Source organism: Lentzea flava (genome assembly GCF_014648475.1).
GTDB classification, from domain to species: Bacteria; Actinomycetota; Actinomycetes; order Mycobacteriales; family Pseudonocardiaceae; genus Lentzea; species Lentzea flava.
The window spans coordinates 44,642-69,277 of the sequence record NZ_BMRE01000048.1 but is presented as its reverse complement, the minus strand read 5'-3'; the positions used below and the strand labels follow the sequence as shown (position 1 = coordinate 69,277).

Annotated in this window: 25 protein-coding genes and 1 riboswitch; of the genes, 12 read left to right on the top strand and 13 right to left on the bottom strand. The window is 69.2% G+C overall.

The window, feature by feature from the left end:
- Positions 1-87: 87 nt before the first annotated feature.
- Entirely contained in the window at positions 88-1,770 is a 1,683-nt protein-coding gene (locus IEZ09_RS36390) for a cellulase family glycosylhydrolase (RefSeq protein ID WP_189258364.1), read from the bottom strand.
- Between the two features lie 152 nt (positions 1,771-1,922).
- Between IEZ09_RS36390 and IEZ09_RS36385 the strand changes: the two genes are divergently transcribed.
- From IEZ09_RS36385 to IEZ09_RS36365, 5 genes are read left to right on the top strand one after another with little or no spacing between them, the layout of a single operon-like run.
- Positions 1,923-2,984 (top strand): ATP-binding protein, encoded by a 1,062-nt coding sequence (locus IEZ09_RS36385; RefSeq protein WP_189258363.1) that lies wholly within the window; start codon positions 1,923-1,925, stop codon positions 2,982-2,984.
- Entirely contained in the window at positions 2,981-4,597 is a 1,617-nt protein-coding gene (locus tag IEZ09_RS36380) for a vWA domain-containing protein (RefSeq protein ID WP_189258362.1), read from the top strand. The genes IEZ09_RS36385 and IEZ09_RS36380 overlap by 4 nt, the downstream gene beginning before the upstream one ends.
- A complete protein-coding gene (locus IEZ09_RS36375) occupies positions 4,597-5,265 on the top strand; it encodes a DUF3800 domain-containing protein (protein WP_189258361.1) in 669 nt (222 codons plus the stop codon). The genes IEZ09_RS36380 and IEZ09_RS36375 overlap by 1 nt, the downstream gene beginning before the upstream one ends.
- A complete protein-coding gene (locus IEZ09_RS36370) occupies positions 5,258-5,950 on the top strand; it encodes a class I SAM-dependent methyltransferase (protein WP_189258360.1) in 693 nt (230 codons plus the stop codon). The genes IEZ09_RS36375 and IEZ09_RS36370 overlap by 8 nt, the downstream gene beginning before the upstream one ends.
- Positions 5,951-5,960: 10 nt before the next feature.
- A complete protein-coding gene (locus IEZ09_RS36365) occupies positions 5,961-6,260 on the top strand; it encodes a putative quinol monooxygenase (protein ID WP_189258359.1) in 300 nt (99 codons plus the stop codon).
- Positions 6,261-6,270: 10 nt separating this feature from the next.
- Here IEZ09_RS36365 and IEZ09_RS36360 read toward each other — a convergent pair whose 3' ends face one another.
- From IEZ09_RS36360 to IEZ09_RS36340, 5 genes are read right to left on the bottom strand one after another with little or no spacing between them, the layout of a single operon-like run.
- Complete coding sequence (locus IEZ09_RS36360) at positions 6,271-6,600, bottom strand: condensation domain-containing protein (RefSeq protein WP_189258358.1); 330 nt, start codon at positions 6,598-6,600, stop codon at positions 6,271-6,273.
- Positions 6,601-6,620: 20 nt separating this feature from the next.
- Positions 6,621-7,187, bottom strand: coding sequence for a TIGR03086 family metal-binding protein (locus IEZ09_RS36355; protein ID WP_189258357.1), 567 nt, complete (start codon positions 7,185-7,187; stop codon positions 6,621-6,623).
- A complete protein-coding gene (locus tag IEZ09_RS36350; protein ID WP_189258356.1) occupies positions 7,187-7,597 on the bottom strand; it encodes a type III secretion system chaperone family protein in 411 nt (136 codons plus the stop codon). Before IEZ09_RS36350 ends, IEZ09_RS36355 begins: the two co-directional genes overlap by 1 nt.
- On the bottom strand, positions 7,522-8,229 hold the full coding sequence (locus tag IEZ09_RS36345; protein ID WP_229813281.1) for a DUF998 domain-containing protein: 708 nt from the start codon (positions 8,227-8,229) through the stop codon (positions 7,522-7,524). Before IEZ09_RS36345 ends, IEZ09_RS36350 begins: the two co-directional genes overlap by 76 nt.
- A 60-nt stretch (positions 8,230-8,289) precedes the next feature.
- Positions 8,290-9,147 carry a LysR family transcriptional regulator ArgP gene (locus IEZ09_RS36340; RefSeq protein WP_189258372.1) on the bottom strand — a complete coding sequence of 286 codons (858 nt, stop codon included), beginning with the start codon at positions 9,145-9,147 and terminating at the stop codon, positions 8,290-8,292.
- Between the two features lie 99 nt (positions 9,148-9,246).
- Here IEZ09_RS36340 and IEZ09_RS36335 point away from each other — a divergent pair, with 99 nt between their 5' ends.
- Positions 9,247-9,795 (top strand): LysE/ArgO family amino acid transporter, encoded by a 549-nt coding sequence (locus IEZ09_RS36335; RefSeq protein ID WP_189258371.1) that lies wholly within the window; start codon positions 9,247-9,249, stop codon positions 9,793-9,795.
- On the opposite strand, the gene IEZ09_RS36330 is transcribed toward IEZ09_RS36335, so the two are convergent.
- Positions 9,761-9,928 (bottom strand): hypothetical protein, encoded by a 168-nt coding sequence (locus IEZ09_RS36330; protein WP_189258355.1) that lies wholly within the window; start codon positions 9,926-9,928, stop codon positions 9,761-9,763. The genes IEZ09_RS36335 and IEZ09_RS36330 overlap by 35 nt on opposite strands.
- 64 nt (positions 9,929-9,992) lie before the next feature.
- Positions 9,993-10,203: riboswitch (cobalamin riboswitch) on the top strand.
- 107 nt (positions 10,204-10,310) lie between these two features.
- Here IEZ09_RS36330 and IEZ09_RS36325 point away from each other — a divergent pair.
- Positions 10,311-12,671: a ribonucleoside-diphosphate reductase subunit alpha gene (locus IEZ09_RS36325; protein WP_370467778.1), complete on the top strand. Its 2,361-nt coding sequence runs from the start codon at positions 10,311-10,313 to the stop codon at positions 12,669-12,671.
- 47 nt (positions 12,672-12,718) lie between these two features.
- Entirely contained in the window at positions 12,719-13,705 is a 987-nt protein-coding gene (locus IEZ09_RS36320; RefSeq protein WP_189258369.1) for a ribonucleotide-diphosphate reductase subunit beta, read from the top strand.
- On the opposite strand, the gene idi is transcribed toward IEZ09_RS36320, so the two are convergent.
- The 5 genes from idi to IEZ09_RS36295 form a co-directional block, all read right to left on the bottom strand.
- Entirely contained in the window at positions 13,691-14,278 is a 588-nt protein-coding gene (idi, locus tag IEZ09_RS36315) for an isopentenyl-diphosphate Delta-isomerase (RefSeq protein ID WP_189258368.1), read from the bottom strand. The two genes, IEZ09_RS36320 and idi, sit on opposite strands and share 15 nt — an antisense overlap.
- A 54-nt stretch (positions 14,279-14,332) precedes the next feature.
- Complete coding sequence (locus IEZ09_RS36310) at positions 14,333-15,427, bottom strand: endo-1,4-beta-xylanase (RefSeq protein ID WP_189258354.1); 1,095 nt, start codon at positions 15,425-15,427, stop codon at positions 14,333-14,335.
- Between the two features lie 144 nt (positions 15,428-15,571).
- A complete protein-coding gene (locus IEZ09_RS36305; RefSeq protein WP_189258353.1) occupies positions 15,572-18,112 on the bottom strand; it encodes a glycoside hydrolase family 97 N-terminal domain-containing protein in 2,541 nt (846 codons plus the stop codon).
- Positions 18,113-18,228: 116 nt separating this feature from the next.
- Complete coding sequence (locus IEZ09_RS36300) at positions 18,229-19,521, bottom strand: YVTN family beta-propeller repeat protein (RefSeq protein ID WP_189258352.1); 1,293 nt, start codon at positions 19,519-19,521, stop codon at positions 18,229-18,231.
- 35 nt (positions 19,522-19,556) lie between these two features.
- Complete coding sequence (locus IEZ09_RS36295; protein WP_189258351.1) at positions 19,557-20,051, bottom strand: GNAT family N-acetyltransferase; 495 nt, start codon at positions 20,049-20,051, stop codon at positions 19,557-19,559.
- 84 nt (positions 20,052-20,135) lie between these two features.
- On the opposite strand from IEZ09_RS36295, the gene IEZ09_RS36290 reads away from it, so the two are divergent.
- Both IEZ09_RS36290 and IEZ09_RS36285 read left to right on the top strand, forming a co-directional pair.
- Positions 20,136-20,627 (top strand): RNA polymerase sigma factor, encoded by a 492-nt coding sequence (locus IEZ09_RS36290; protein ID WP_189258350.1) that lies wholly within the window; start codon positions 20,136-20,138, stop codon positions 20,625-20,627.
- The gene (locus tag IEZ09_RS36285) at positions 20,620-21,486 is read left to right on the top strand and encodes a hypothetical protein (protein ID WP_189258349.1); all 867 of its coding nucleotides are present in this window, start codon (positions 20,620-20,622) and stop codon (positions 21,484-21,486) included. The genes IEZ09_RS36290 and IEZ09_RS36285 overlap by 8 nt, the downstream gene beginning before the upstream one ends.
- On the opposite strand, the gene IEZ09_RS36280 is transcribed toward IEZ09_RS36285, so the two are convergent.
- Positions 21,471-22,796, bottom strand: a complete 1,326-nt coding sequence (locus IEZ09_RS36280; protein WP_229813280.1) for a serine/threonine-protein kinase — start codon at positions 22,794-22,796, stop codon at positions 21,471-21,473. The two genes, IEZ09_RS36285 and IEZ09_RS36280, sit on opposite strands and share 16 nt — an antisense overlap.
- Before the next feature lie 69 nt (positions 22,797-22,865).
- Between IEZ09_RS36280 and IEZ09_RS36275 the strand changes: the two genes are divergently transcribed.
- A complete protein-coding gene (locus IEZ09_RS36275; RefSeq protein WP_189258348.1) occupies positions 22,866-23,822 on the top strand; it encodes a magnesium transporter CorA family protein in 957 nt (318 codons plus the stop codon).
- Between the two features lie 13 nt (positions 23,823-23,835).
- Positions 23,836-24,603 (top strand): enoyl-CoA hydratase/isomerase family protein, encoded by a 768-nt coding sequence (locus IEZ09_RS36270; RefSeq protein ID WP_189258347.1) that lies wholly within the window; start codon positions 23,836-23,838, stop codon positions 24,601-24,603.
- The last annotated feature ends 33 nt before the right edge of the window (positions 24,604-24,636 follow it).

Here is a 24,636-nt window from a genome sequence, read left to right as displayed (position 1 = left end):
TCTTGAACACTGCAACCCCTGCACAACTCAGGTGTTGCAACGATCCCTAGAACCCAAGACGTGGATGAAGGAGCCCTTCATCGAGCGCTAGCTCGTCGGGAAGTTGTCAGGGGTTCGGATTCGTTCGCGCACCCACACGCCGGCGGGCTTCAGGACACCGGTTCCGGCGAAGGTGTTGCCCGCGCAGGTGCCGGTTTTGAAGACTGCGCCGGACAGGCCGTCGTCGGAGTAGTTCCAGTTGGCCCAGGAGATCTTCTTCTGCGCCATCAGGTCCAGGTACTTCTGCGACATCGTGAAGTCGTTGCTGCCGCCACCGGACGAGGTCTGCGTGCCGTACTCGGTCACGAACACCGGGACCTGGCTCGACACCCGGTCGAGGACGCTGAGGTAGGCGTCCTTGTGCGAAGCCGCGTAGAAGTGGAACGAGTACATGAAGTTGGTCGCGTTGACCTTGTTGTTCAGCACGACCGACGGGTCCTCGCCGTCGGAGTGTCCGAACGTCGACCAGCCGTGCGTGCCAGAGACGATGAGGCTGTCCGGGTCGATGTTGCGGATGATCGGGATCATCGTCTCCGCGTAGGACTTGACCTTCGCCCACGAGACGTTGTTCGGCTCGTTCGCGATGTCGTAGATGATGTTGGTCTTGTCCTTGTGGCGCTGGGCGATCTCGGTGAAGAACGTCTTGGCGCGCGACAGGTTGTAGTTCGGGTCGCCCGGCGTGAGCTGGTGCCAGTCGACGAGGACGTAGATGCCGCGGCGGGTGGCTTCCTCGATGTAACCGTGCATCATGTCGGTGAACTTGCGGGGATCGGTCTCGTAGCCGTCCTCCTGGATGTACATGGCGACGCGGATGAAGTCCGCGTTCCAGTCGTTCACCAGCGCGTCCCACCACGCGGCCTTGGCGCACTGGTGGTACCACTGGATGCCGTGCGTGCTCATGCCGCGCAGCTGGATCGGCTTGCCGTACTGGTTGCACAGCTGCACACCGCACACGCGCAGCAGGCCGTTGATGTCGTGCGGCCTGGTGCCGCCAGGGGTGCCCGGCGTGGTCTTCACCGTGACCGAGTTCGAGGCGCCGGACAGGTTTCCCGCCGCGTCCCGCGCCTGCACGGTGAAGGTGTACGAGGTGTCCGGGGTGAGACCGGTGACGGTGTGCGTGGTGCCGGTCGCGGTCTGGCCGTTGGACAGCACGTAGCCGCTCACGCCCACGTTGTCCGTGGACGCGTCCCACGCCAGTGTGATCGACGACGCGGTCTGCGCCGTGGACCGCAGGTTGCCCGGCGTCGAAGGAGCCTCGGTGTCCGGGGTGCCGGACGGGGGTTCGACGTCGAGCCGGTCGACGTTCGGGCCGCCGTTGGACGTGGTGGCGGTCGCCTTGATCTTGTTGGTGCCCGCTGTCAGGTTCACGGTGGTGGTGCGGGTCTGCCACGTGGTCCACGCGCCCGTGCCGGGGAACGACAGCTCGTCCGCCGCCAGCGAGCCGTTGACCGTGATGTCCATCGGGCGGTTCGCCGTGGTGCCGTTGGCGAACCGGAACGTGAGCGTCGCCGGTCCCGCGCTCGGCGAGGACACGGTGAACTCGACGGAGCTGCCGACCTCGTTGTCGTAGTTGACGAAGCCCGACCCGGTGTAGCCGGAGTGGTTGGACTCGACGAGGCCGTTCGAGATCGTCGCGTTCTCCGCCTGGTACTGGACCGGGGCGGCGACCGCGATGGCGGGGACGGCGAGCGCTAGCGCTGCCGGTAGGACCAGGAACAGGGATCTGGCCACAGGTGCCTCCTGTGTGAGGGAACAACAGGGTGGCGGCGATTTAGTTAGGAAGCTTTCCTATCTGATGTGCGTTGAATCACAGCACCAGACCACTGCGGCTGTCAACAAATTCGCGCGACCGGAACTGGGCCGGTCGGGCATCCTCACCTGCGATGAGATCCACAGTCACCGTGACACCAGCACAGCTTCCGGAGGTGCTGCTGCACGTCGCCGTCGTCCGACCGGTCTTCCTCTGGGGAGCACCGGGTATCGGCAAGTCCTCGCTCGTCCGCAAGTTCGCGGCCGAGCTGGGCCTGGAGTGCGTGACGCTGCTGGGCACGCAGCTCGCGCCGGAGGACCTGATCGGAGTTCCGGAACTGGTCGGTGGCCGATCCCGCTTCGCCCCACCGGAAACGATCGCCCGCCACGACCCGTACTGCCTCTTCCTCGACGAGCTCAACGCGAGCAGCCCCGAGGTGCAGAAGGCGTTCTACTCGCTGATCCTCGACCGCCGCATCGGCTCCTACGAGCTGCCGAAGGGCTCGATCGTGATCGGCGCCGGCAACCGCGCCGTCGACAACGCGCTGGCGCGCCCGATGGCGTCCGCGCTCGTGAACCGCATGGTCCACGTGCACCTCACGGCGTCGGCTCGCGACTGGCTGGCCTGGGCGCGGGAGAACGACATCCACCCGTGGGTGCTCGAGTACCTCACGCAGCGCCCGGACCACCTGTGGAGCGCGGCGCCCAAGGTCGAGGAGACGTTCTCGACGCCGCGCGGCTGGCACATGCTGTCCGACGCGCTGCACTCGTTCGGCGAGGACATCTCCGACGAGCTGCTCGGGGTGCTGGCGTTCGGCACGGTCACCGCGAACCACGCCTCGATGTTCAAGGCGTTCGTGAAGACCGTGCGGCACGCGTACGGGCTGGAGGCCGTGCTGCGCGGTGACGCGCGCTGGCCGTCCGCGCCCGCCGACCGCGACCTGCTGTACTTCCTGGCCGAGGCGTTCCGGGCGCGTCTGGTCAAGGAACTGCCGCACGACAAGGCGCACGCGCCCGCGGCGGGCAAGCAGCTCGCGCACCGCGGCAAGGCGCTGCTGGTGGAGCTGGCCGAGCTGTCGCTGGAGATCGCGCAGATGGTGATCGCCGCCGACGACGACGGCAACCCCGTGCTGCCCGCGTGGTTCCTCGTGGAGGTCACCCGCGATCTGCCGCGATTGGTCGCAGCGCGCGCATGAGCCGCCGCACCAGAGGTCGGGCTGACCCCGCCGCAGCGGCGTTCGCCGCGGCGGACCGGCGGATCTATGCCCATCCGCTGTTCGCCGCACTGAGCACCAACCACCCGTTCCGGCAGTCCGAACACGAATGGGCGGACATCTCCCTGGACGGCTCGCTGCTCGCACATCCGACGCGGAAAGCGAGCGAGGACGAGTGGTCGTGGGTGTTCGCGCATTGCCTGCTGCACTTGGGCTTCGGCACTGCGGACTGCGACGACGTGCTCGGCTTCCAGCCCGCGCTGAAGTTCGGCACACGCCCGGCCTCGTGGGAACCAGGCCGGTGTGTGCGCGGCGGCGAGTCGAAGGATCCGAAGAAGTGGGCGGACCGGTTCGCCGCCGGGCTCTCCAACGCCGCCGTGGCCGCGATCGACGTCGCCGGTGGCGCGCGCACTTCGCTGACCGACAAACGGCCCGCGAAGACCGAGTGGGACCTGGCGCTGAGCTGGTTCGTGTCGAACTACCCGCTGCTGGGCGCGCTGGCGTCGGCGATGACCGTGGTGGCGGACGCGGAACTGGCGCGCGGCTGGAACATCTCGATCGCGGCGGTCTCCACGGCGTCGGCGGAGATCTACGTCAACCCCCTCGCCGGGCTGAAGCGCGAGGAGTGGCGGTTCGTGCTGGCGCACGAGATGCTGCACGCCGCGTTGCGGCACTGCGACCGGGTCGGCGGGCGGGATCCGTACCTGTGGAACATCGCCGCGGACTTCGTCGTGAACGGCTGGCTGATCGAGATGGGGGTCGGGTCGACGCCGGAGGGCGTGCTGCACGACCCGGAGCTGCGCGGTCTGTCGGCGGAGTCCGTCTACGACCGGATCACGACGGATCTGCGGCGCTACCGCAAGCTGCTCACGTTGCGGGGCGGGCACCAGGGCGACCTGCTCGGCGAGCCGTTGCGCGGCCCCGCGGACATCACGGACCTCGACGAGTTCTACCGGCGTGCGCTGCTGACCGGCCTGAGCAGCCACACCGTGTCGCGCGGTCTGCTGCCCGCCGGGCTGGTCGAGGAGATCCGCGCGCTGGAGCACCCGCCCCTGACGTGGGACGCCCAGCTCGCGCGGTGGTTCGAGGAGTTCGTTCCCGCCGTGGAGAAACGGCGCACCTACGCCAGAGCGTCACGGCGGCAGGCGTCCACTCCGGACATTCCGCGGCCGGGCTGGGTGCGGCCGGAGACGCTGGAGTCGCGGCCGACGTTCGGCGTCGTGCTCGACACGTCCGGCTCGATGGACGTCCGGTTGCTCGGCAAGGCGCTCGGCGCGATCGCTTCCTACGCCGCGGCACGTGACGTGCCCGCCGCGCGCGTGGTTTTCTGTGATGCGATGGCATATGACGCCGGATACGTGCCCGTCGAGGACATCGCGGGCAGGGTGACGGTGCGCGGGCGCGGCGGCACGGTGCTGCAGCCCGGCATCGACCTGCTCGAACGCGCGTCCGACTTCCCTTCGACCGGCCCGATCCTCGTCATCACCGACGGCTGGTGCGACGTGCTGCGGATCCGGCGCGAACACGCGTTCCTGATCCCCGCCGGCGCTTTCCTGCCCTTCCGCGCCCGTGGTCCCGTGTTCCGGATGTCCTGATGGAGATCGCCTGCGACGAGTCGGGATCCGAGGGCGAGAAGCTCGTCGGCGGGGTCACGGCGGTCTTCGCCCACGCCGGGGTGCGGATGTCGCACGAGGAGGCGGCCGACTGCGTCGCCACGCTGCGTTCGATGATCAAGTCGCCCGCGCTGGAGTACAAGGCGAACCACCTGCTGCGGACCAAGAACCGGTGGGTGCTGCTGTGGTTCCTCGGGCCTGCCGGGCCGCTGGCGGGACGCGCCCGCGTGCAGCTCGTGGACAAGCGGCGGTTCCTCGCCTCGCGGGTGCGCGCGGAGTTCGGTGCCGTCACGGGACCGCTGGAGCACTACAACGACCTGCTGCGCGCCCGTGGCCCGCGCGGGGCGCTGGACCCGTTGTTCCCCGCCATCCTGCGTGCTGTCGCGCAGTGGGGTGGTCCGGTGTCGATCGTGCACGACCAGCAGCTGTCGTTGACCGACGGGCGGATCCGGCAGCTCAAGAAGCTCGCGCCGCGGCTGCAGAGCCTGACTTTGGTGAACTCGCAGCACGACGCGCGCGTCCAGGTGGCCGACTTCCTGGCCGGGATCGCCCGTCGCGTCGCGGAGGAAGAACTGAACGGGCGGCCCGACCGCGAGGTGATCGGGCTGCTGCGACCATTCGTCGCCGGACCGAGGATGTGGCGTGCCTGACCTGATCTTCAGCGACCCGCGGCTGGCGCGGATCTACGACCTCTTCGACGAACCGCGCGACGATCTCGCGCTGTACACGGGCATCGCGGACGAGCTCGGCGCGTCGAGCGTGCTCGACGTCGGGTGCGGCACGGGCAGCCTCGCGGTGCTGCTGGCGTCGTCCGGCCGCTCGGTCGTCGGGGTGGACCCGGCCTTGGCGTCGCTGGAGATCGCGCGGGCCAAGGACTCGCGGGTCACCTGGATTCACGGCGACGCGACTTCTCTGCCCGCGCTGGAGGTCGACCTCGCGACCATGACCGGCAACGTGGCGCAGGTGTTCCTCGGCGACGACTGGGAGCTGACGCTGCGCGGCATCCACGACGCCCTGCGTCCCGGCGGGCATTTCGTGTTCGAGACGCGGCGTCCGGAGGCGCGGGCCTGGGAGTCCTGGGCGGCGACCGCCCCTCGGGTGCTGGACGGCGTGGAGGAACGGTTCGAACTGCTCGACGTGCACCTGCCGTTCGTGTCGTTCCGGCACATCTACCGGTTCCCGGACGGGTCGGTGCTCACCTCGGACTCGACACTGCGGTTCCGCTCGCGCGAGGAGGTCGCCGGCAGCCTGGTGGCGTGCGGGTTCGAGGTCGTGGACGTGCGGGACGCGCCGGACCGGCCGGGGCGCGAGTTCGTGTTCGTGGCGCGGAAATAGGATCGGCCGCATGGCGTTCGGCTACATCGGCTCGATGAGGACCAAGCCCGGTCACCGCGACGACGTGGTGGCGATCCTGACCCGCGGTCAGGGCCTGAGGGAGGCCGGGTGCCGGCTGTACGCGGTCGGGCTCGACCCCGAGGACCAGGACAAGATCTGGGTCAGCGAGATCTGGGAGTCCGCCCAGCACCACGCCGACTCGTTGCAGCTGCCGGAGACGAAGGCGGCGATCGCGGAGGCGATGCCGATGCTGACGGGTGAGTTCACCGGGCAGCGGGTGGAGATCGTCGGCGGGCTCGGCGTCAGCTGACCGGCCCTGGTCAGCTGACCAGCGCCGGTTGCCGCCACGCCTGCACGAGCCACGGCAGGATGCGCGGCATCCGGTCGGCCACGATGTCGTGCAGCACCAGCACCATCCGGCCGGACCGGTCGGGTCCGGCGTCGAGCCACACGGCCTGCATCAGCACCCCCGCCTGGAGGTCGAGCCCCGCCTCCGCCCGTGCCAGTGCGGCATCCGTGGCGGCGGCGGGGTCGACGACCTCGAGGTGCGCGAAGCCGGAACGACACAGTTCGGGATGCAGTTCCACGAGGGACTCCACCGCGGCGGCCAGGCGTCCGACTCCCAGGCCCGCCCGAACCTGCACCGTCATGGCTCTCACGTTAGGAGAGCCTAACCTACGCTCCAGGCCGGGTTCCGCCCACTGAGTCCCAGGACACGGTCGAGCAGAGGCGCGTTCGAGTCGACCTCGACCGCCGCTCCGAAGAGCGAACCGTCGCGGTCGTCCTGACCGATCGACGACACGAAGCCGTGGACGACCTGGAGCAGGTCCTCGTCGACGTCGAACGGTTGCCCCGTCGCGCGGGCGAGGTCCCAGCCGTGCAGCACGACCTCGTCCAGCGCCACCGCGGCCGCGACCTCGCCGGGCAGGTCGACGCCGCCCGCCGCCGTCATGCCCTCCCACGCCTGCGGCGCCTGCCAGGCCTTCGCGAGCTCGGCCAGGCGCTGCGGCACCGACTCGCGGAAGTCGGCGGGCAGCCGGGAGGCGTCGCCGGAGCCCGAGCCGGTCAGCGGGGTCTTCAGCGCGGCCATGGTGAACGCCACCGACAGGCCGTTGATGTGGTCGAGCAGGTCGCCGACCGTGTAGTCGGGACATGGGGTCGGTGCCCCGAGGTCGCCGTCCGTCACGTTGCGCACCAGCCCCGCGAGCCGATCCGTCGCGGGCGATAAGTCGAACATCAGTAGCCGTCTCCTCCCCAGAACTGTTCTTCGAGCATGTCCGCCGTGCCGGCGAGCAGCTGGAGAGGGTCGGTGAACTCGTGGATGTCGAGGTGCGACAGCGGCAACGAGTGCCTGACCACGACGTGCTCCCCCATGATCGCGAGCCCGCACGCCACGGTGGACCTGCCGACCTCCTCCAGCACCTCGCGCAGGTCCACGTCCTTCGCGAGGCCGCACGGGGAGGCGATCTGCACCCATTCGTGCATCTTGTCGAGCACTTCCCTGACGATGATCACCACCTGGGTGCGGTCGTCGTCGCCTTCTTCCTCGTCACCGAAGGTGAAGAGGATCCTCAGCTCCTCGTCCTCGTCGTGGACGACGTCGTACTCGGCGCGGACGTAATCCGCGAGGTCTCCCCAACTCGCCATGGCGCAACCCTACTGGCCGCGATCGCCCACAGCCCGACGACGAGCACGGCGCCGACCTCGGCGATGAGCAAGATCCTCTCGATGTAGCCCAACGGGAACACCCGCCACCACCGAACGTCGGAAGCCGCCCCCAGCGCAATGGCGTAGAGGATCGGCATGAATGCGACAACGCTCGCCACACCGGACGCCAAGGTGAATTTCGCGTGCCGGCCCCACACGTGGTGCTTCAGCCAGGGCCGGGCCAGCAGGATCACGGCGATCGGCAGGCTGACGAACGCGATCATGCTGCCGAACCGGTGGATGCTGCCGCTGAGCTGGTTCGTGCCCATCGCCCAGTTCGTCTTGGGGAACGCCACGACCAGCAGCAACCCCACCGACCAGAGGATCAGCGCGATCGACCCGCCCGACCGCCATCTCGCCAGTCCCTTGTGGACGAGCGCGGCGAGGATCGCGAGGGAGCCAACGGCCAGCAACAGCACGGCGACGTCGAAGACGGGGCGGTAGTCGCCCAGCGCGTACTCGCTGATCGTGCGGTGCAGCGGGCCGACGGTCAGGTCGAGCAGACCGACCATGGCCACCGTCACGACGACGGCGAGGCAACCACCGGTGGCGGCGAGTCGAGGAATCAGCACATATCGCCCAACGCCGGGCCCGACCGGCACGGTTCCCGGATTCAGGAAGCCGACAGGTTTCTAGCCCAGCGCCACCGCGGCCTCCTCCGCCACCGCTTCGGCCACCGCGGTCAACGCCGGGGAGTCGAGCTTCCACTGCTGCCAGTACAGCGGCACCGAGATGGTCCGGCCGGGCGCGAGGTCGACCAGGCCCTCCTGGAGCTGCTGCGGCGGCACCATGCCCCAGCCGAGCCCCGCCACGATCGCCCGCACGTACACCTCCGACGAGGGCACGTAGTGGCGGTGCTCCGAGGCGCCGCGGCCGCGGGTCAGCGTGCGCACGAACCGGTCCTGCAGATCGTCGTTGCGGTCGAACACCACGACCGGCGCGTCCGGCAGCCACGACTTCACCGGCCCGGCGGCGAACCTGTCCACAAAGGACTGCGTTGCCATGGCGGCGTAACGGATGCTGCCCAGCTTCCGCACCGAACAGCCCGCGACCGGCTCGCGCGAGGACGTCACCGCGGCCATCACCAGGCCCTGCCGCAGCAGCGCCGTCGTGTGGTCCTGGTCCTCGCGGTGCAGGTCGAACGAGATCCGCAACGACGGCGGAACCCGTTGCAGCGCGGGCAGGAACCACGTGGCCAGGGAGTCCGCGTTGACCGCGATCGGCACCCGCGCCACGGCCTCGGAGCCGAGGGCCGCGTCCAGGTCCTGATCGAGAGCGAGCAGTTGCCGACCGTACCGGACCAGCACCTCCCCCGACGGCGTCAGCCGCACCGGCCGGGCCCGCACGAGCAACACCCGGCCGGTGCGCTGCTCCAACGCCTTGATTCGTTGCGAGACAGCGGAAGGCGTGACGTGCAGAGCGGCAGCGGCGGCGTCGAACGTGCCCGCGTCGACCACCGCGAGCAGCGTGCGCACCAGGTCGAGGTCCATCACGGCTGCTAATGGTACGTAAGAATCTTTAGCTGGTCTCATCAAGACGGCGTCAATACCGTCGTGGGCGTGACTGACCTGCTGCTCGGCTTCGGCACCATGATGACCCTGATCGTCGCGATCGGCGCGCAGAACGCCTTCGTGCTGCGCCAAGGACTCCGGCGACACGCGGTCGCCCGGGTCGTCGCCGTGTGCGCCCTCTCGGACGCCGTCCTCGTGGCGGTCGGTGTCGCCGGGTTCGGGGCGATCGTCCGCCGGTGGCCCCAGGCGATCACGGTCGCCGCGATCGTGGGCGGGCTTTTCCTGCTGGGCTACGGGTTTCTGGCCGCCCGCCGCGCGTTCCGCCCGTCCTCGCTGAACGCCGGGGACACGACGACCGGCAGGCCCGTGCTCACCGCGCTGGCGCTCACGTGGCTCAACCCGCACGTCTACCTGGACACCCTGCTGCTGCTCGGCTCGATCGCGGCCGGCCGGTGGCTCTTCGGCGTCGGCGCGGTGACGGCGAGCGTCACGTGGTTCGTCGCGCTCGGCTTCGGGGCGCGGTTGCTCAGCCCGCTGTTCGCGAAGCCCCGCGCGTGGCGGGTGCTGGACGGCGTGATCGCGGCCGTGATGATCAGTCTCGGGGTGGGCCTGATCGCCGGGTGGTGATCATCACCAGCACCGCGGACACGGCCAGGACACCGCTCGTCACGGGCGCCGCGGCACCGATGGCGAGCGAGGCCGCGGCCAGTCCCGCGCTGACGACAGCACCCGCGACGACGCGCGGCCGAAGATCACCCACGCGCATCACCCTAGACGACGACACGCCCATGTTGGGTGGTGATCCGGAGCGCACCACCACATGTAGTATCTGCCGCGCTGGTGGTTCACCGGCCCGGAGCACCGGGCCGGTGAGGCAAGAGGGAACCTGGTGCGAGTCCAGGACTGCCCCGCAGCGGTGAGTGGGAACGAAAGCCGTCAACGAAGCACTGGGTCGCGAGACCTGGGAAGCGACGGCCGGTAGGAGCGAGCCAGGCGCCCACGAGTCCGAAGACCTGCCACTGGTGTGCGCGCAAGCCTGCGCGCACGACACGGTGCCCCGAGGGAGGGCGGCTGTGTGCACCAGTGGTGTCCTCGCCGGCGTGCGCACGCGTTTTCCCCGGGCCAGCTCGCGAGGAGAGAGCGTGCCCGACCGCCTGACCCCGTTGGATCGCCTGTCTGGGGTGATCCATGAAGCATGTGCCGACCTGCCCAACGCGTCGGCCGAAGCGGTTCTGGCCGAGACCAAGCGAAATCTGTACGCCGGGATCACCGACGCCGAGCTCGCGCTGGCGCCGATCATGGCCGCCCGCACGATGGTCGAGCACGACCCGGACTACTCGTACGTCAGCGCCCGGTTGCTGCTGGACAAGCTGCGCGCCGAGGCCTGCGGCACCCCGTTGTCGCACGCCGAGATGACCGAGCGCTACCCGTCGTACTTCGCCGGGTTCGTCCGGCACGGCATCGAGCTGGGCCGGCTCGACCCGCGCCTGGCCGGCTACGACCTGGCGAGGCTGGGCACCGCGCTGCGCCCGGACCGTGACCTGAACTTCCAGTTCCTGGGCCTGCAGACGCTGTACGACCGCTACTTCCTGCACCACGACGGCCGCCGCTACGAGCTGCCGCAGGCGTTCTTCCTGCGCGTCGCGATGGGCCTCGCGCTGGAAGAGGACGACCCCGACGCCCGCGCGATCGAGTTCTACGAGCTGCTGTCGTCGTTCGACTTCATGTGCTCGACGCCGACGCTGTTCAACTCGGGCACCACCCGGCCGCAGCTGTCGTCGTGCTTCCTGACCACTGTGGACGACGATCTCGCCGGCATCTTCCACGGCATCAGCAACAACGCGATGCTCAGCAAGTTCGCCGGAGGCCTCGGCAACGACTGGACACCGGTGCGCGGCATCGGCGCGCACATCAAGGGCACCAACGGCAAATCGCAGGGCGTGGTGCCGTTCCTGAAGATCGCGAACGACACGGCTGTAGCGGTGAACCAGGGTGGCAAACGGCGGGGCGCCGTCTGCGCGTACCTCGAAACGTGGCACATCGACGTCGAGGAGTTCCTCGACCTGCGCAAGAACACCGGCGACGAGCGCCGCCGCACCCACGACATGAACACCGCGAACTGGGTGCCGGACGAGTTCCTGCGCCGGGTCCGCGCGACCGGCCAGTGGACGCTGTTCTCCCCCGACGAGGTGCCTGACCTGCACGACGCGTTCGGTGACGACTTCGCCCGGAAGTACCGCGCCTACGAGGAGAAGGCCGACAACGGTGAGATCAAGGTGTTTCGCCGGGTGCAGGCCGTCGACCTGTGGCGGCGCATGCTGACGATGTTGTTCGAGACAGGCCATCCGTGGATCACGTTCAAGGACCCGTGCAACCTGCGTTCGCCGCAGCAGCACAGCGGTGTCGTGCACTCCAGCAACCTGTGCACCGAGATCACCCTGAACACCGCGGTCGACGAGGTCGCGGTCTGCAACCTCGGCAGCGTCAACCTCGCGCGGCACGTCACCGAGCAGGGCATCGACCACGCGCGGCTGGAGAGGACCGTGCGGACGGCCGTGCGGATGCTCGACAACGTCATCGACGTGAACTACTACACGATTCCCGAGGCGCGGAACTCCAACTTCAAGCACCGCCCTGTCGGTCTTGGGCTGATGGGCTTCCAGGACGCGCTGTTCACGCTCGGCACGCCGATGGCCAGCCAGGAGGCCGTCGAGTTCGCGGACCGCTCCATGGAGGAGATCAGCTACTACGCGATCGAGGCGTCCGCCGACCTCGCGACCGAGCGCGGCGCGTACCGGTCGTTCGAGGGATCGTTGTGGAGCCAGGGCATTCTGCCGATCGACTCCATCGGGATCCTCGCGCGGAACCGGAACGCCGGGGAGCTGGAGCAGGACCGCGAGTCCACGATGGACTGGGACCGCATCCGCGCGAAGGTCCGCAAGGGCATGCGGAACTCGAACGTCATGGCGATCGCGCCGACCGCGACCATCGCGAACATCACCGGTGTCACCCAGTCGATCGAGCCGCTGTACCGCAACCTGTACGTGAAGTCGAACATGTCCGGTGACTTCACCGTCATCAACCCGGATCTGGTGCGTGCGCTGAAGCAGCGCGGGCTGTGGGACGAGCAGATGATCTCGGACCTGAAGCTGCACGACGGCAGCCTCGGCGCGATCGACAGGGTGCCGCCGTACCTGAAGGCCTTGTACGCCACGGCGTTCGAGGTCGACAGCTCCTGGTTGATCGAGGCGGGCGCGCGCCGGCAGAAGTGGATCGACCAGGCGCAGTCGCTGAACCTCTACCTGGCCGCACCCAGCGGCCGCAAGCTCGACGAGCTCTACCAGCTGGCGTGGGTGCGCGGGCTGAAGACCACGTACTACCTGCGCACGCAGAGCGCCACGCACGTGGAGAAGTCCACCCTTCAGGGCACCGACGGCAAGCTCAACGCCGTCTCCCCCGTCGCCTGCTCCGTCACCGAACCCGATTGTGAGGCTTGCCAGTGACCAACATCGAAGCAGGCGCCGCCCGCGTGAACGTCGACGACAAGGCGATGATCAACTGTCGCGCCGACGTCAACCAGCTGCTGCCGCTCAAGTACCACTGGGCGTGGGAGAAGTACCTCAACGGCTGCAACAACCACTGGATGCCGACCGAGGTCTCTATGCAGGCCGACATCAGCCTGTGGAAGTCGAAAGACGGCTTGACCGACGAGGAACGCCGCATGATCAAGCGGAACCTCGGCTTCTTCGCGACCTCGGAGTCGTTGGTGGCCAACAACATCGTGCTCGCGGTGTACCGGCACCTGACCAACCCGGAGTGCCGCCAGTACCTGCTGCGCCAGGCCTTCGAGGAGGCCGTGCACACGCACACGTTCCAGTACATCTGCACCTCGCTCGGCCTGGACGAGGGCGAGCTGTTCAACATGTACCGGGAGATCCCGTCCATCACGGACAAGGCCGCCTGGGCGCTGCAGTACACCCAGCACCTGGAGGACCCGGAGTTCTCCACCGGCACGCCGGACCGCGACCAGGCGTTCCTCAAGGACCTCGTGGCGTTCTACGTGGTGTTCGAGGGCATGTGGTTCTACACGGGCTTCGCGCAGATCCTGTCGCTGGGCCGCCGCAACAAGATGGTCGGCATCGCCGAGCAGTACCAGTACATCCTGCGCGACGAGTCGATCCACCTGAACTTCGGCATCGACGCGATCAACCAGATCAAGATCGAGAATCCGCACCTGTGGAACGACGTGTTCCGCGAGGAGGTGCGCACGATGCTCGCCGAGGGCTGCGAGCTGGAGATCGCCTACGGCAGGGACACGATGCCCAACGGCATCCTCGGCCTCAACGCCGAGCTGTGCGAGCGGTACATGCGGTTCATCACGAACCGCCGCTGCGCCCAGCTCGGCCTGGAGCCGGTGTGGGAGCAGACCGAGAACCCGTTCCCGTGGATGTCGGAGATGATGGACCTGAAGAAGGAGAAGAACTTCTTCGAGACCCGCGTCATCGAGTACCAGAACGGTGGCTCACTGCAGTGGTGAGCCCAGCCTGACCGCGCTGGGCAGCCCGGCCCGGTCCGCGACAGGCCAGGCCAGCGGATCGGGCCCGAGCTTCACCAGCTCGGCGACCTGCAGCTTCGCCCACGGCGAGATCTCACGGGTGCCGTCCAGCACGGACCGGGCGAACTCAGCCCACGGCACGCGCTCGGCCGAGTCGACCTCGGCCGGGTTGGGGACGGGCTCGTCGTCGCAGACCACCCGGAACACCGGGCACATCTCGTTCTCGACGACGCCGCCCATCTCGGCCCGGTAGCGGAAGCGCGGCAGCAGCAGTTCGGGCTCGGAGCACGTCATGCCGAGCTCGTCCCGCAGGCGCCGCAGCACGGCCTGGGCCATGTCCTCGTCCGGCAGCGGGTGACCGCAGCAGGTGTTCGTCCACACGCCGGGGAACGTCTTCTTGTGCAGCGCGCGGCGGGTGAGGACGATGCGCCCGGCCGAGTCGAAGACGTAGCTGGAAAACGCCAGGTGCAGCGGGGTGTCCGCGTGGTGCACGACGGCCTTGTCCTCGACGCCGATGGCCGAACCGTCCTCGGCCAGGAGGACCACCTGTTCCACAGTCACAGGCTCAACGTAATCACACGTCCGGCCGAATCCGGAAGCCGGGACCGGTCACCTGCGTGCGGCCAGGGTGGACCTCAAGGCGTCGTAGGCGGGCTTGCGGCTGAAGTCGTCCCACATCACCGTGGCCGCGCCCTGCCCCTGGAAGAAGACCGGCACCCACGAGTACTTGTCGACGAAGCCCCAGATGGTGAACGACCGGCAGGAGCTGACGTTCAGGCAGGCGGTGAGCATGCGCTGGTAGTAGTCGGCCTGCTGACGGAGCTGGGCCTCGGTCGGCACGCCGCTCGCGGGCAACGTCATCCGCACGTCGACCTCGGTGAGCGCGGTCTGCAGGCCGAGCCCAGCGAACCGCTTCAGGTTGCGCTCCAGGTCGTCGGGGAAGCCGTAGTCGAGGCTGAGGTGCCCCTGGGCGGAGAAGCCGTGCACGGGCACGCCGGCGGCGCGCAGGTCCTTGATCAGCGCGTAGTAGGCGTCGCTCTTCGCGTTGACGCTTTCGACGTTGTAGTCGTTGAAGAACAGCTTCGCCTTCGGGTCGGCCTGGTGCGCCCACCGGAACGCGTCCGCGACGATGCCGGGGCCGAGCTCGCGGATCCAGATGTTGTCCGCGGTCCGCAGCGCGCCCGTGTCGGTGAAGATCTCGTTGGCCACGTCCCACTGCTGGATCCGGCCCCGGTACCGTCCGACCACGGTGGTGATGTGCTCGCGCAGGATCGCGCGCAGCTCGTCCTTGGTGAACGTGCCCTTCTCCAGCCACTCCGGGTTCTGGCTGTGCCACAACAGGGTGTGGCCGCGGACGACCTGCCGGTTCTGCTGGGCGAACCGCACGATCGCGTCCGCCGTGCCGAAGTTGTACCGGCCGCGCTCGGGGTGGATGTACTCCCACTTCATCTGGTTCTCCGGCGACACCGAGCTGAACTCGGCGGCCAGCACCCGCCGGTACGGCCGGTCGGAGGTGAAGGGGTCCGGGTACGGCTGGTTCTCGTGGTGACCGCCACCGGCGACCGCGCTGCCGATGTGGAATCCCTTCGGCGCCGCCCAGCGCAGGGTCTGGTGGTGGCCGCCCGTCTCCGGTGCGGCCGAGGCCACCGGCGCCGACAACGTCACAGCGGTGAACAACGTGAGGATCAGGCGAGCCGGCTTCATCAGACCTCGTTTTCGCGACGGCTGGAACCGAGAACCTTCGGCACCATATGGCGCTCGTCTCGGCAGCGTCAAGCGCCGGAAACCGTTGGCACAGCGTCGAAACCGCGTCGATGAATCGAAGACGCCGTCGAACGGTTCGACGACTCACGTTCGACAGGTCAGCCGTGCGTCACCCCACACCGCGTTGTCGAGGCTGGTGCCGTCGCCGCCGTCGGTCACGCGCAACGTCAACGACCGCACGCCGCTCACGTCCACGCTGATCGGCAACGCCGGGTCGACGGACCTGCGCAGCGGGCTCTCGTGCAGCACCCGCCCGTCACCGATCACGACGAACACCACCGACCCGCCGGCACCCGCGGCGCGGTCCACGCGGCCGTCGACCTCGTCGTCCACACCGACGGTGGCGTCGAACCCCGTGCACGTCCCCAGCTCGAACACCTTGTCCGCGGGCGTCGTGCCGATGCCCTTGCCGAACCGCACTCCGCCGGTCGTCAGGGTCCTCCCCTCGACGGAACGATCGTTGCCCTCCACATAGGACTGTCCAGCGGGCAACGGCTTCCACACGTGGGCAAGCGTCGCCTTCTCCGCCTCGACGCCGGATCCGAAGCGGTACGGCCGGAACTGCGCGACAGCGGGTACGTCGGTCAGCCCCACGACGGGATCGGCGCCCACCTTCACCGTCCACGTCCCGCTCAGCGACTCCCCCGGCGCCAGCCGGAACGCGCGCACCGCGGCCGAAGTGCTCCAGCCCGAGGGCACGCGCGGTGCGAACGTCACGTCGTAGAGCGGCTGGGCGGACGTGTTGGTGAAAGTACCGTTCATCTCGAACGTCTGTCCCGGCTGCACCGACACCTGGCCGGGAGTGACGGCCACGGTCGTGGCCGGGAGGCCGTACGTCGGCCGCGCGCAGGTGTCGCGGACCGGACGGCACACCAGTGCGGCGAACCCGCCGTCCTTCGCCACCGGGATGGTCAGTTTCTCCGAGGTGACATGGGTTTCCCTGACCAGACCGGCCGCGCCGTCGCGCACGACCTCGATCAGCCAGCGGCCCTTGCCGAGCGCGGGCAGGTCCAGCGAACGGGCCTCGCCCGCGATCGCGCCGCCGACGAACCACCGGTCGTCGCTGCGCCGTGCCAGCACCGCGCTCTCACCGGGACGACCGGACAGCAGTCGCGTCTCGTCCCACGCGGCCGGCGTCTGCTCGAGGTACCAGCGCGCCAGCGGGCGGGCGTCGTAGGCGTCCGGCCGTCCGGCGAGGTTCTGGACGCCCGACTCGTACAGCACCGACAGCGCGAGCTCACCGGCGTCGGTGTTGGCACGGGTGCGGTGGAAGCCGCCTGGCGTGAAGTCCATGCCTCCCACCACGTTGCGGGTGAACGGCAACGCGGTGAGGTGCGAGGTGGTGACACCGCTGGACTTTTCCGCGCCGTGCACGGCCTCGGTCGTCATGACGTGCGGCCATGTGCGGTGGATGCCGTGCGGCAGCGCGGCACCGTGGAAGTTGATCAGGAAGTGCATCCGGGCGGTCTCCGGCAGGATCTCGTCGTACCAGCGGTACCGCTCCTGGCCGTCGGAGTCCATGAAGTCGATCTTCAGGCCCTGCACGCCCCACTTCCGCAGCCACGGCAGGAAGTCCGCGCGCTTCGCGGGCGTGTCGACGCTGCTGAACCGCACCCACGTGTGGATGCCGACCCGGCGGGCCTGCGCGTAGCGCACGAGCTCGGGGATGAAGCTCGTCTGCCGCCAGTTCGGGTCGTCGTACCAGCCCGCGTCGACCACGACGTACGGCCAGCCGCGCGCGGCCGCGTAGTCGACGAACTCCTTCTGCCTGGCCAGATCCTGCTGCACCGTCCGGCCTCCGGCGAGCCACGACCAGATCGCCGGACCTGGCTTGATCCACGACGTGTCCCGCACGCGGGACGCCGGGGCGAGGTCGTCCACGAGCGTCGACTCGGTGACGGTCGCCAGCGAGCCCACGATCACGGTGCGCCACGGCGTTTTCAGGGCACCGGACACCGCGACCTTCTCGTCCCACAGCTTCACGGCGAACCTGCCGGCGCCGGTGTGCACGAGGTGGCCGCCGGAGTAGCGGCCGTCCACATCGGACTCGGTGATCAGCGCGTACGTGCCGCCGGTCTCGAACAGCGCGGGGTGCATGTACTCGGCCTGCTCGGCGGTCCCGGTGGTGTACCGCAGGAACGGGTTCTCGTAGTCGCGGCGGAACTTCGCGAGCCATGCCGCCGAGTCCGCGGGCAGCACGAACGCGGAGGCCTCACCCGTGACCGCGCCGGTGTCCTGCGGCAGCTCGTAGCGGTAGGCGACGCCGTCGGCGGATTCGCGCACCACGAGGTGCAACTCGTTGACGCCGGACGTGAACCGGTAGGTCGTCTCGGTGGCGCGCACGGTCCGGTCGAGCTTCTTGCCCGACGTCGTGCGGTAGCGCTCGAAGATCGCCCGCTTCGACTTGCCCGCGGGTGTCAAACCGGATGACAGGTCAGCGCGCTCGGTCGTGATCCCGACCGGCGACGGCTGCACGACCGTCTTGCCCCCGTACGTCACCGCCAGGGTGACGGTTCCGCCAGACGTGCTGACGATCGCCCGCGGACCACTCGACCCAGCCTGCGCGGGCGGCACCACCACCAGCCCGGCGACCAGGGCGACCAGCGCCAACACTCGCACCGCCACGGACACTCCCCTCGTGATCCGGGGCGGCGGTCACCGGAGGACATCCCTTGACCCGGACGCTATGCCGGGCATTTCGCCCGAGTCAAGGGATGTAACAACCGTGACAACTCCAATGACTAGAGCAGGGTGATGGAACCGTGCGCCGAAGCGCCACCGTGCTCGTTGTCGCCCGCGAACGAGGCCGTGAAGCCCTGCAGCAGGGTGGACAGCCCGACCAGCAGGGACACCTGGGCGTCACACGTGGCCTTGCCGTAGGAGTTGGTCGTGGCGGTGCACAGCGGGTTGCCCTTGACCGTGCGGAACACGATCGTCCTGCCCGCGACCGGCGCCCCGGTGTGCTTCTCGGTCAGCGTCGCGCCGAGCGAGCGGACCGTGAAACCGAGGAGCCGCACCTGCAGCTGGGCGGTCCCCGCCACGAGCTTCGACGCGGCGGGCGGCACGAAGTTGATCGCGATGCCCACCGGGCGCTGGCCGACCCCGATGGTGCCGGTGACCGTGTTGGACGCCGTGTCGATGATCGAGACCGTGTTGCTGTTGAAGTTCGTGACGTAGGCGCTCGCACCGTCCGGCGTCAGGGCGACGCTGATCGGGCGGTCACCGACGACGATCTTCTGCTGTTCCGCCATCACCGTCAGGTCCACGACGGACACCGAGTCGAACTCGCTGTTCGTCACGTACGCGCGGGTTCCGTTGGGCGACAACGCGATGCCGTGCGGCACGAAGCCGACCTTCGCGGTGCCGACCACGGTGCGCGTGGCGACGTCGATGGCGGAGATGTCGTCGGAACCCTTGTTCACCACGTACATCCGGGTGCCGTCGGCGGAGGCCGCGATCGCGGTGGACGTGCTGCCCACGTTGATCGTGGCGACGACCGCGTTGGCCGTGGTGTCGATGACCGAGACCTTGCTCGGGCCGACGACGTCGTGCGTCACGTAGACGGCCGTGCCGTCCCTGGTGACCACCACGCCGTCCGGGTTCTGACCGACGGTGACGGTCGCGGTGACCGTCAGCGTGGCCGTGTCGACCACGGACACCGTTCCGTCGTCGTAGTTCGTGACGTAGACGAAGCCGCCGCCGGGGGCGACCGCGACGCCCGCCGGGTGCTTCCCGACGGGAACGGACTTGTCGACCGTGTTGGTCGGCGTGTCGATGACAGTGAGCGTGTTCTGCACGGAATTCGTGACATAGCCGCGAGTTCCGTCGAACGCGACCGCTGCCATGTACGGCGAGCTTCCGCCGCTGTCGGCGATCGTCTCGGACACCGCGTTCGTGGCCGTGTCGATCACCGACACACCGCCGCCGTTGTTGGCGACGTACCCCAGCACCCGACCGGCGGGAGCCGCCGAGGCCGGAGTCACCACCAGTGCCGCGGTGACGGCGAAGGCCGCCACCAGTGGACGCAACCGCATGTTCAATGCCTCCTGGCGCGCGTCATCCCGACCCATCAGGACATCGCGACCGGATCAGCGGGCGTTAGCCTCTTCAGGCTCTTCTCGAACCAGTGATCGGCGTACTCGGCGTCGTTGTAGCGGTCGATCTCCACGAATCCGTGTTTGGCGTAGAGGTTCCGCGCCTCGACGAGATCCTTGCGGGTGTCGAGCCGCAACGTCGTCACGCCGCGTGCGAGTGCTTCCGCCTCCATCGCCTTCAGCAGCACCGATGCGGCGCCCTGCCCGCGGAACGGGGTCCGCACGAACATCCGGGTGAGCTCGCCGATCCCGTCGCCGAGAAACCGCATTCCGAGGCATCCCGCCTCCTCACCGTCGCGGGAGATCACGAGGAACACCGGCACGTCGTGGTCCTGCTCGTCGCGTTCGTAGGCGTCGATCTCGGCGTCGTTCGTGGGCCGCCCCCAGTAGCGGCTGATCATCTCCGCGTTGTACTCGCGGTTGAGCGGCGAGCGCGCGGCATCGGTGACGGTCACGGTCCAGTTGGTCATACGACCATCATCAGGAGATCGTCCACCGAATTGTGACCCACGTCACTGCAACACCCGTGCCGCGAGAAGCCAACTGGGGGCGTGATGTTCGCGGAGCTGTTCGACGAGCACGCCCAGCCGCTGCACCGCTATCTGGCGCGACGGGTGGGCGTCGACGTCGCCGACGACCTGGTCAGCGAGACGTTCCTGGCGGCCATGCGCGGCGAGGACACCTACGACGCCGAGAAGGGCAGCGTCGTCGGCTGGCTCTACGGCATCGCGACGAACCTGTTGCGCGGCCACGCCAAACGCGAGACCCGGCTGTTGCGCACCGCCGAACGCTACGGCGTCGACCTCGGTGTCGCCGAGACGCTGGAGCACACCGTGGTGACGCGGATCGACGCCCGCTCGCACCTGCGGCGGATCGCCGGCGCGCTCGCGAAGATGCAGGAGGGTGACCGCGACCTGCTGCTGCTCGTCTCGCTGGCCGGGCTGAGCGTGCAGGAGGCGGCGGAAGCCCTCGGCCTGAACCCCGGCACCGCGAGGTCGCGCCTGCACCGCCTGCGCGCCAAGCTGAAGGAAGTGGAACATGCGTGACGTGCTGGACGACGACCTCGCCGAGCTGTACCCGGTCCGGGGCGCCGACGACGTGCGGCTCGCCCGGCTGCGCGAGCAGCTGTTCGCGGAGAAGCCGGTGCGCCGTTCCCCGCGCTGGGCAGGCATCGCGGCCGCCGCGGTCGCCGTGATCATGATCACCGGATTGGTGGTGTTCCTGCGGCCGGCCCACCGGGACGCCCCCGCCACGATGCCCAGCACCCCGGCCACGTCGCTGGCCGAGGCCGCCACCCTGCTGGAGCTGGCCGAGCAGCCGACCGCCAGGTACCAGCACATCACCTACCGGTTGCGGGAGGTGGCGACCGCCGCGTCGTTCGGCCTCGACCAGGTCGGCTGGACTCTGGTCGAGCTCGAGTACGACGTGTGGCTGCCCACCGCGAAGGGCGAGACGGTGTTCATCTTCCGCAGGGAGACCGGGCAGCGGCAGCCGATCTCCGGCGCGCAGCCGCGACCGGAGCAGAAGCTGAGCACGATCAGCTTTCCGCAGCTGTGGACCTCGTTCTGCGCGGCCACCCCGTGCAAGGAGGAGAGCGTCTCCAAGCCGCTGCCCGCCGACCCGAAGCAGAAGCTGCTGGCCGCGTCGCCGGCGTTGCTCTCGCCGTTCACGACGAACGAGGAGAAGGCCGCGCTGTACCGCGTGCTCGCCGAGTCTCCCGAGATCCGCTGGGACAACGGGAGGCTGTCGGTCGACGGCAACCTCCTCCAGTTCGTCATCGATCCCGCCACGGGCCGGGTGACCGGCACGGAGGAGGTCGCGACCGCGAGCAGTCAGTTGCCGAAGGGGATGCCACCGCAGTCGATGACCATCACCTACGAGTGGACCGATCAGCGCCCGTCGTAGGAGCGCGGCAGGTACCAGGCCAGGGCGGCGCGCAGCTCGGCGATCTCCCGCTCGCGCCGCCGTCTGGTCCGCTCGTGGGCGATCGGGAACACGCGCACCCCGCCGTGATGCGCACCGAAGAAGCGGCGCGGCGCCGGGTCTTTCAGCCACACGACGACCCACGGCCGTTTCTTGTGCGGCACGACGCGCACCCGTGCGAGCTCGTACCACCAGTACTGGTGGAACTTGCCGTTGCGGGTCGTCGCGATGCCCTCGCGGCTGATCTCGATGACGACCTTGCGGCGGGCGGCGGCGCTGAAGAACCGCACCGCGCGCACGACCAGCACGCAGAACGCGGCCAGCGCCAGCAGCTGCGTGGCGCCGTTGGCCCTGGCCGCCGGGTCGGCGATCGCCGCGGCGAGCAGGCCGGCGGCGAGGTTCGTCAGGCCCCACAGAAACGGCACGATCCGCGACGTCGAGAACGTCGCGGCGGCGGGCGTCATCGGCGCGGGCAGCTTGGTGGTCGGCGGCTTCGGCGACACGACCTGGGCGAGCAGGCGCGTCACCTCCGCCGGGTCCGGGCGCTTGGCCGGGTCGCGGTGCATGCACTTCTGCACCAGCGGGCGCAGCGTCTTCGGCACGCCGTCGAGGTCCGGTTCGCCGTGGGCGGCGCGGTAGAGCAGCGTGGCGGTCGGGCCCTCGCCGAACGGGCCCTTGCCGGTGGCCGCGTAGACGAGCACGGCGCCCAGCGCGAAGACGTCCGACGGGGTGCCGACCTCCTGGCCGGTGATCTGCTCCGGCGACAGGAAGCCCGGGGTGCCGAAGACCATGCCGGTCTCGGTCAGCGCGGTGTGCTCCATGGCGCGCGAGATGCCGAAGTCGATCACGCGCGGGCCGTCGGCGCCGAGCAGCACGTTGGACGGCTTGAGGTCGCGGTGGATCAGACCGGCGCGGTGGATCGCCGTCAGCGCCTCGGCGAGGCCCTCGGCCAGCCTGCGCAGGTGGTGCTCTGGCAGCGGGCCGTGCCGTTCGATCGCCTCCTGCAGCGTCGGGCCGGGCACGTACTCCGTCGCCATCCACGGGCGGGGCGCGCGCGTGTCGGCGTCCACGACCGCCGCGGTGCCCGCCGACCCGACCGCGCGGGCCATCTGCACCTCGCGGCGGAACCGCTCGCGGAAGCGCGGGTCGTCGGCGAGCTCCGCGCGGGCGACCTTCACGGCGACCTGGCGCCCGTCGGAGCCTTGTCCCAGGTAGACCGTTCCCATGGCACCACGACCAAGCCTGCCCAGCAGCAGGTAGTCGCCTATGCGTTGTGGTTGGTCCACCTTCACCGGATCGAGGGTAGCGGGAACTCGGGCTGGAACCTCACATCTGAGTAGATCTACGTATCGTTGTCACCCATGGGTCGGACCCGCTTGTACCGCAACGGCGAACTCGTGGACCGGGACTTCCCGGTTTCCGACGTCGCGCGGCACCTCCAAGATCCCTCCGCGGTCGTGTGGTTCGACCTCTGCGCGCCGTCCCAGGACGAGATAGGTCTGCTGCGCGACGAGCTGGGCCTGCACGAGCTCGCGATCGAGGACGCGTTCGCCGGGCGCCAGCGCCCCAAGGTCGACCGCTACCCCACCCACCTGTTCCTCTCCGTCCACGCCGTCCGGTACGCCGAGCACGAGATCAGCACGTGCGAGGTCGACGTGTTCGTCACCCGCAACGCGCTGGTGACCGTCCGGGAGAACGAGTCGTACGACATCGCGGGCGTGCGGCGCCGGTGGGACAGCGCGCCGGCCCTGGCCACCTCCGGCGTCGGGTTCCTGCTGCACGGGCTGCTCGACGACGTCGTGGACGGCCACTACGCCGCGGCCGAGGCGCTCGACGACGACATCGAGGCGCTCGAGGACCGGATCTACGAGGAGAAGCCGCACGTGGGCCGCAAAGCGCTGCAGCTGCGGCGCGCGCTGGTGCAGCTGCGGCGGGTCGCGCTGCCGATGCGCGAGGTGCTGGGGTCGCTGGTGCACCGCGAGCACGACCTCGTCGACGACGTGATGATGCCGTACTACCTCGACGTCTCCGACCACGCGCTGTTCACCGCCGAGCTCACCGAGTCGATGCGCGAGCTGGTCACGAACCTGCGCGAGGCCGAGGTGGCGGTCCAGGGCAACCGGCTCAACTCGATCATGAAGAAGGTCACCAGCTGGGCCGCGATCATCGCGGTGCCGACCGCGATCTCCGGCTACTACGGCATGAACGTGCCGTACCCCGGATTCGAGCAGCCGTGGGGCTTCTGGGCGTCCACGCTGGGGATCTTCCTGCTTTCCTACGTCCTGTACGCCATGTTCAAGCGCCGCGATTGGCTGTGAGGGTTCCCGCACGATGAAGATCCACCTGACCAGGCAGAACGAGCTCGCGATCATCACGATCGACGCGCCGCCGCTCAACCTCTACGCGCTCGACCTCGACGCCGAGTTCCACGACGCCCTCGACGAGCTGGGCGACGCGCGGGCGTTGCTGGTCAACGCGACCGGCAAGGTCGTGTCCGGAGGGGTCGACGTGTCGCTGTTCGCCGCCCAGGAGTACCGCGAGGACGCGCAGGCGTTGTTCGACCGCATGCTCCTGCTGCCGCAACGGCTCGCCGCGCTGCCGATCCCGACCGTCTTCGCCGCCCACGCGTTGTGCTTGACCTGGGCGTTCGAGCTCGCGGTGGCGTGCGACCTGATCGTCGCGGCCGAGAGCGCGCGTTTCGGCCTCGTGGAGAAGGTCGTGGGCCTGACGCCGACGATGGGCGGCACGCAGCGGCTGGCCGCCCGCGCGGGCGTGGGCCGGGCGAAGGAGTTCGTGATGACCGGCGACCTCTACGACGCGGCGACGCTGGAGCGCTGGAACGTCGTGAACCGGATCTTCCCGGACGAGGGCTTCGCGCTGGCCGCCGAGCAGTTCGCCCTCTCGCTCGCCGTCGGGCCGACGCGGGCGCACGCCGCGACCAAACAGGTGCTCGCGCATTTCGAACACGGCGGCGTTCCGGAGGCCGACGCCCACGTGACGACGATCGCGTCCGCGTTGTTCGAGACGCAGGACCTGCCACGCGCGGTGCACAGCTTCCTCACCGACGGTCCCGGCCGCGCGACATTCCTCGGTCGTTGATCTCACACATCAAAGAACCGAATGACTCGGAGA

Coding starts and splice junctions, on each gene's coding strand:
- IEZ09_RS36360 (WP_189258358.1), bottom strand. CDS start 6,600: ATGACGGTGCAGGTTCGGGCGGGCCTGGGAGTCGGACGCCTGGCCGCC.
- IEZ09_RS36320 (WP_189258369.1), top strand. CDS start 12,719: ATGATCAACTGTCGCGCCGACGTCAACCAGCTGCTGCCGCTCAAGTAC.
- IEZ09_RS36295 (WP_189258351.1), bottom strand. CDS start 20,051: ATGACCAACTGGACCGTGACCGTCACCGATGCCGCGCGCTCGCCGCTC.
- IEZ09_RS36365 (WP_189258359.1), top strand. CDS start 5,961: ATGGCGTTCGGCTACATCGGCTCGATGAGGACCAAGCCCGGTCACCGC.
- IEZ09_RS36300 (WP_189258352.1), bottom strand. CDS start 19,521: ATGCGGTTGCGTCCACTGGTGGCGGCCTTCGCCGTCACCGCGGCACTG.
- IEZ09_RS36335 (WP_189258371.1), top strand. CDS start 9,247: ATGATGACCCTGATCGTCGCGATCGGCGCGCAGAACGCCTTCGTGCTG.
- IEZ09_RS36385 (WP_189258363.1), top strand. CDS start 1,923: ATGAGATCCACAGTCACCGTGACACCAGCACAGCTTCCGGAGGTGCTG.
- IEZ09_RS36275 (WP_189258348.1), top strand. CDS start 22,866: ATGGGTCGGACCCGCTTGTACCGCAACGGCGAACTCGTGGACCGGGAC.
- IEZ09_RS36310 (WP_189258354.1), bottom strand. CDS start 15,427: ATGAAGCCGGCTCGCCTGATCCTCACGTTGTTCACCGCTGTGACGTTG.
- IEZ09_RS36340 (WP_189258372.1), bottom strand. CDS start 9,147: ATGGACCTCGACCTGGTGCGCACGCTGCTCGCGGTGGTCGACGCGGGC.
- IEZ09_RS36355 (WP_189258357.1), bottom strand. CDS start 7,187: ATGTTCGACTTATCGCCCGCGACGGATCGGCTCGCGGGGCTGGTGCGC.
- IEZ09_RS36380 (WP_189258362.1), top strand. CDS start 2,981: ATGAGCCGCCGCACCAGAGGTCGGGCTGACCCCGCCGCAGCGGCGTTC.
- IEZ09_RS36270 (WP_189258347.1), top strand. CDS start 23,836: ATGAAGATCCACCTGACCAGGCAGAACGAGCTCGCGATCATCACGATC.
- IEZ09_RS36375 (WP_189258361.1), top strand. CDS start 4,597: ATGGAGATCGCCTGCGACGAGTCGGGATCCGAGGGCGAGAAGCTCGTC.
- IEZ09_RS36285 (WP_189258349.1), top strand. CDS start 20,620: ATGCGTGACGTGCTGGACGACGACCTCGCCGAGCTGTACCCGGTCCGG.
- IEZ09_RS36290 (WP_189258350.1), top strand. CDS start 20,136: ATGTTCGCGGAGCTGTTCGACGAGCACGCCCAGCCGCTGCACCGCTAT.
- IEZ09_RS36350 (WP_189258356.1), bottom strand. CDS start 7,597: ATGGCGAGTTGGGGAGACCTCGCGGATTACGTCCGCGCCGAGTACGAC.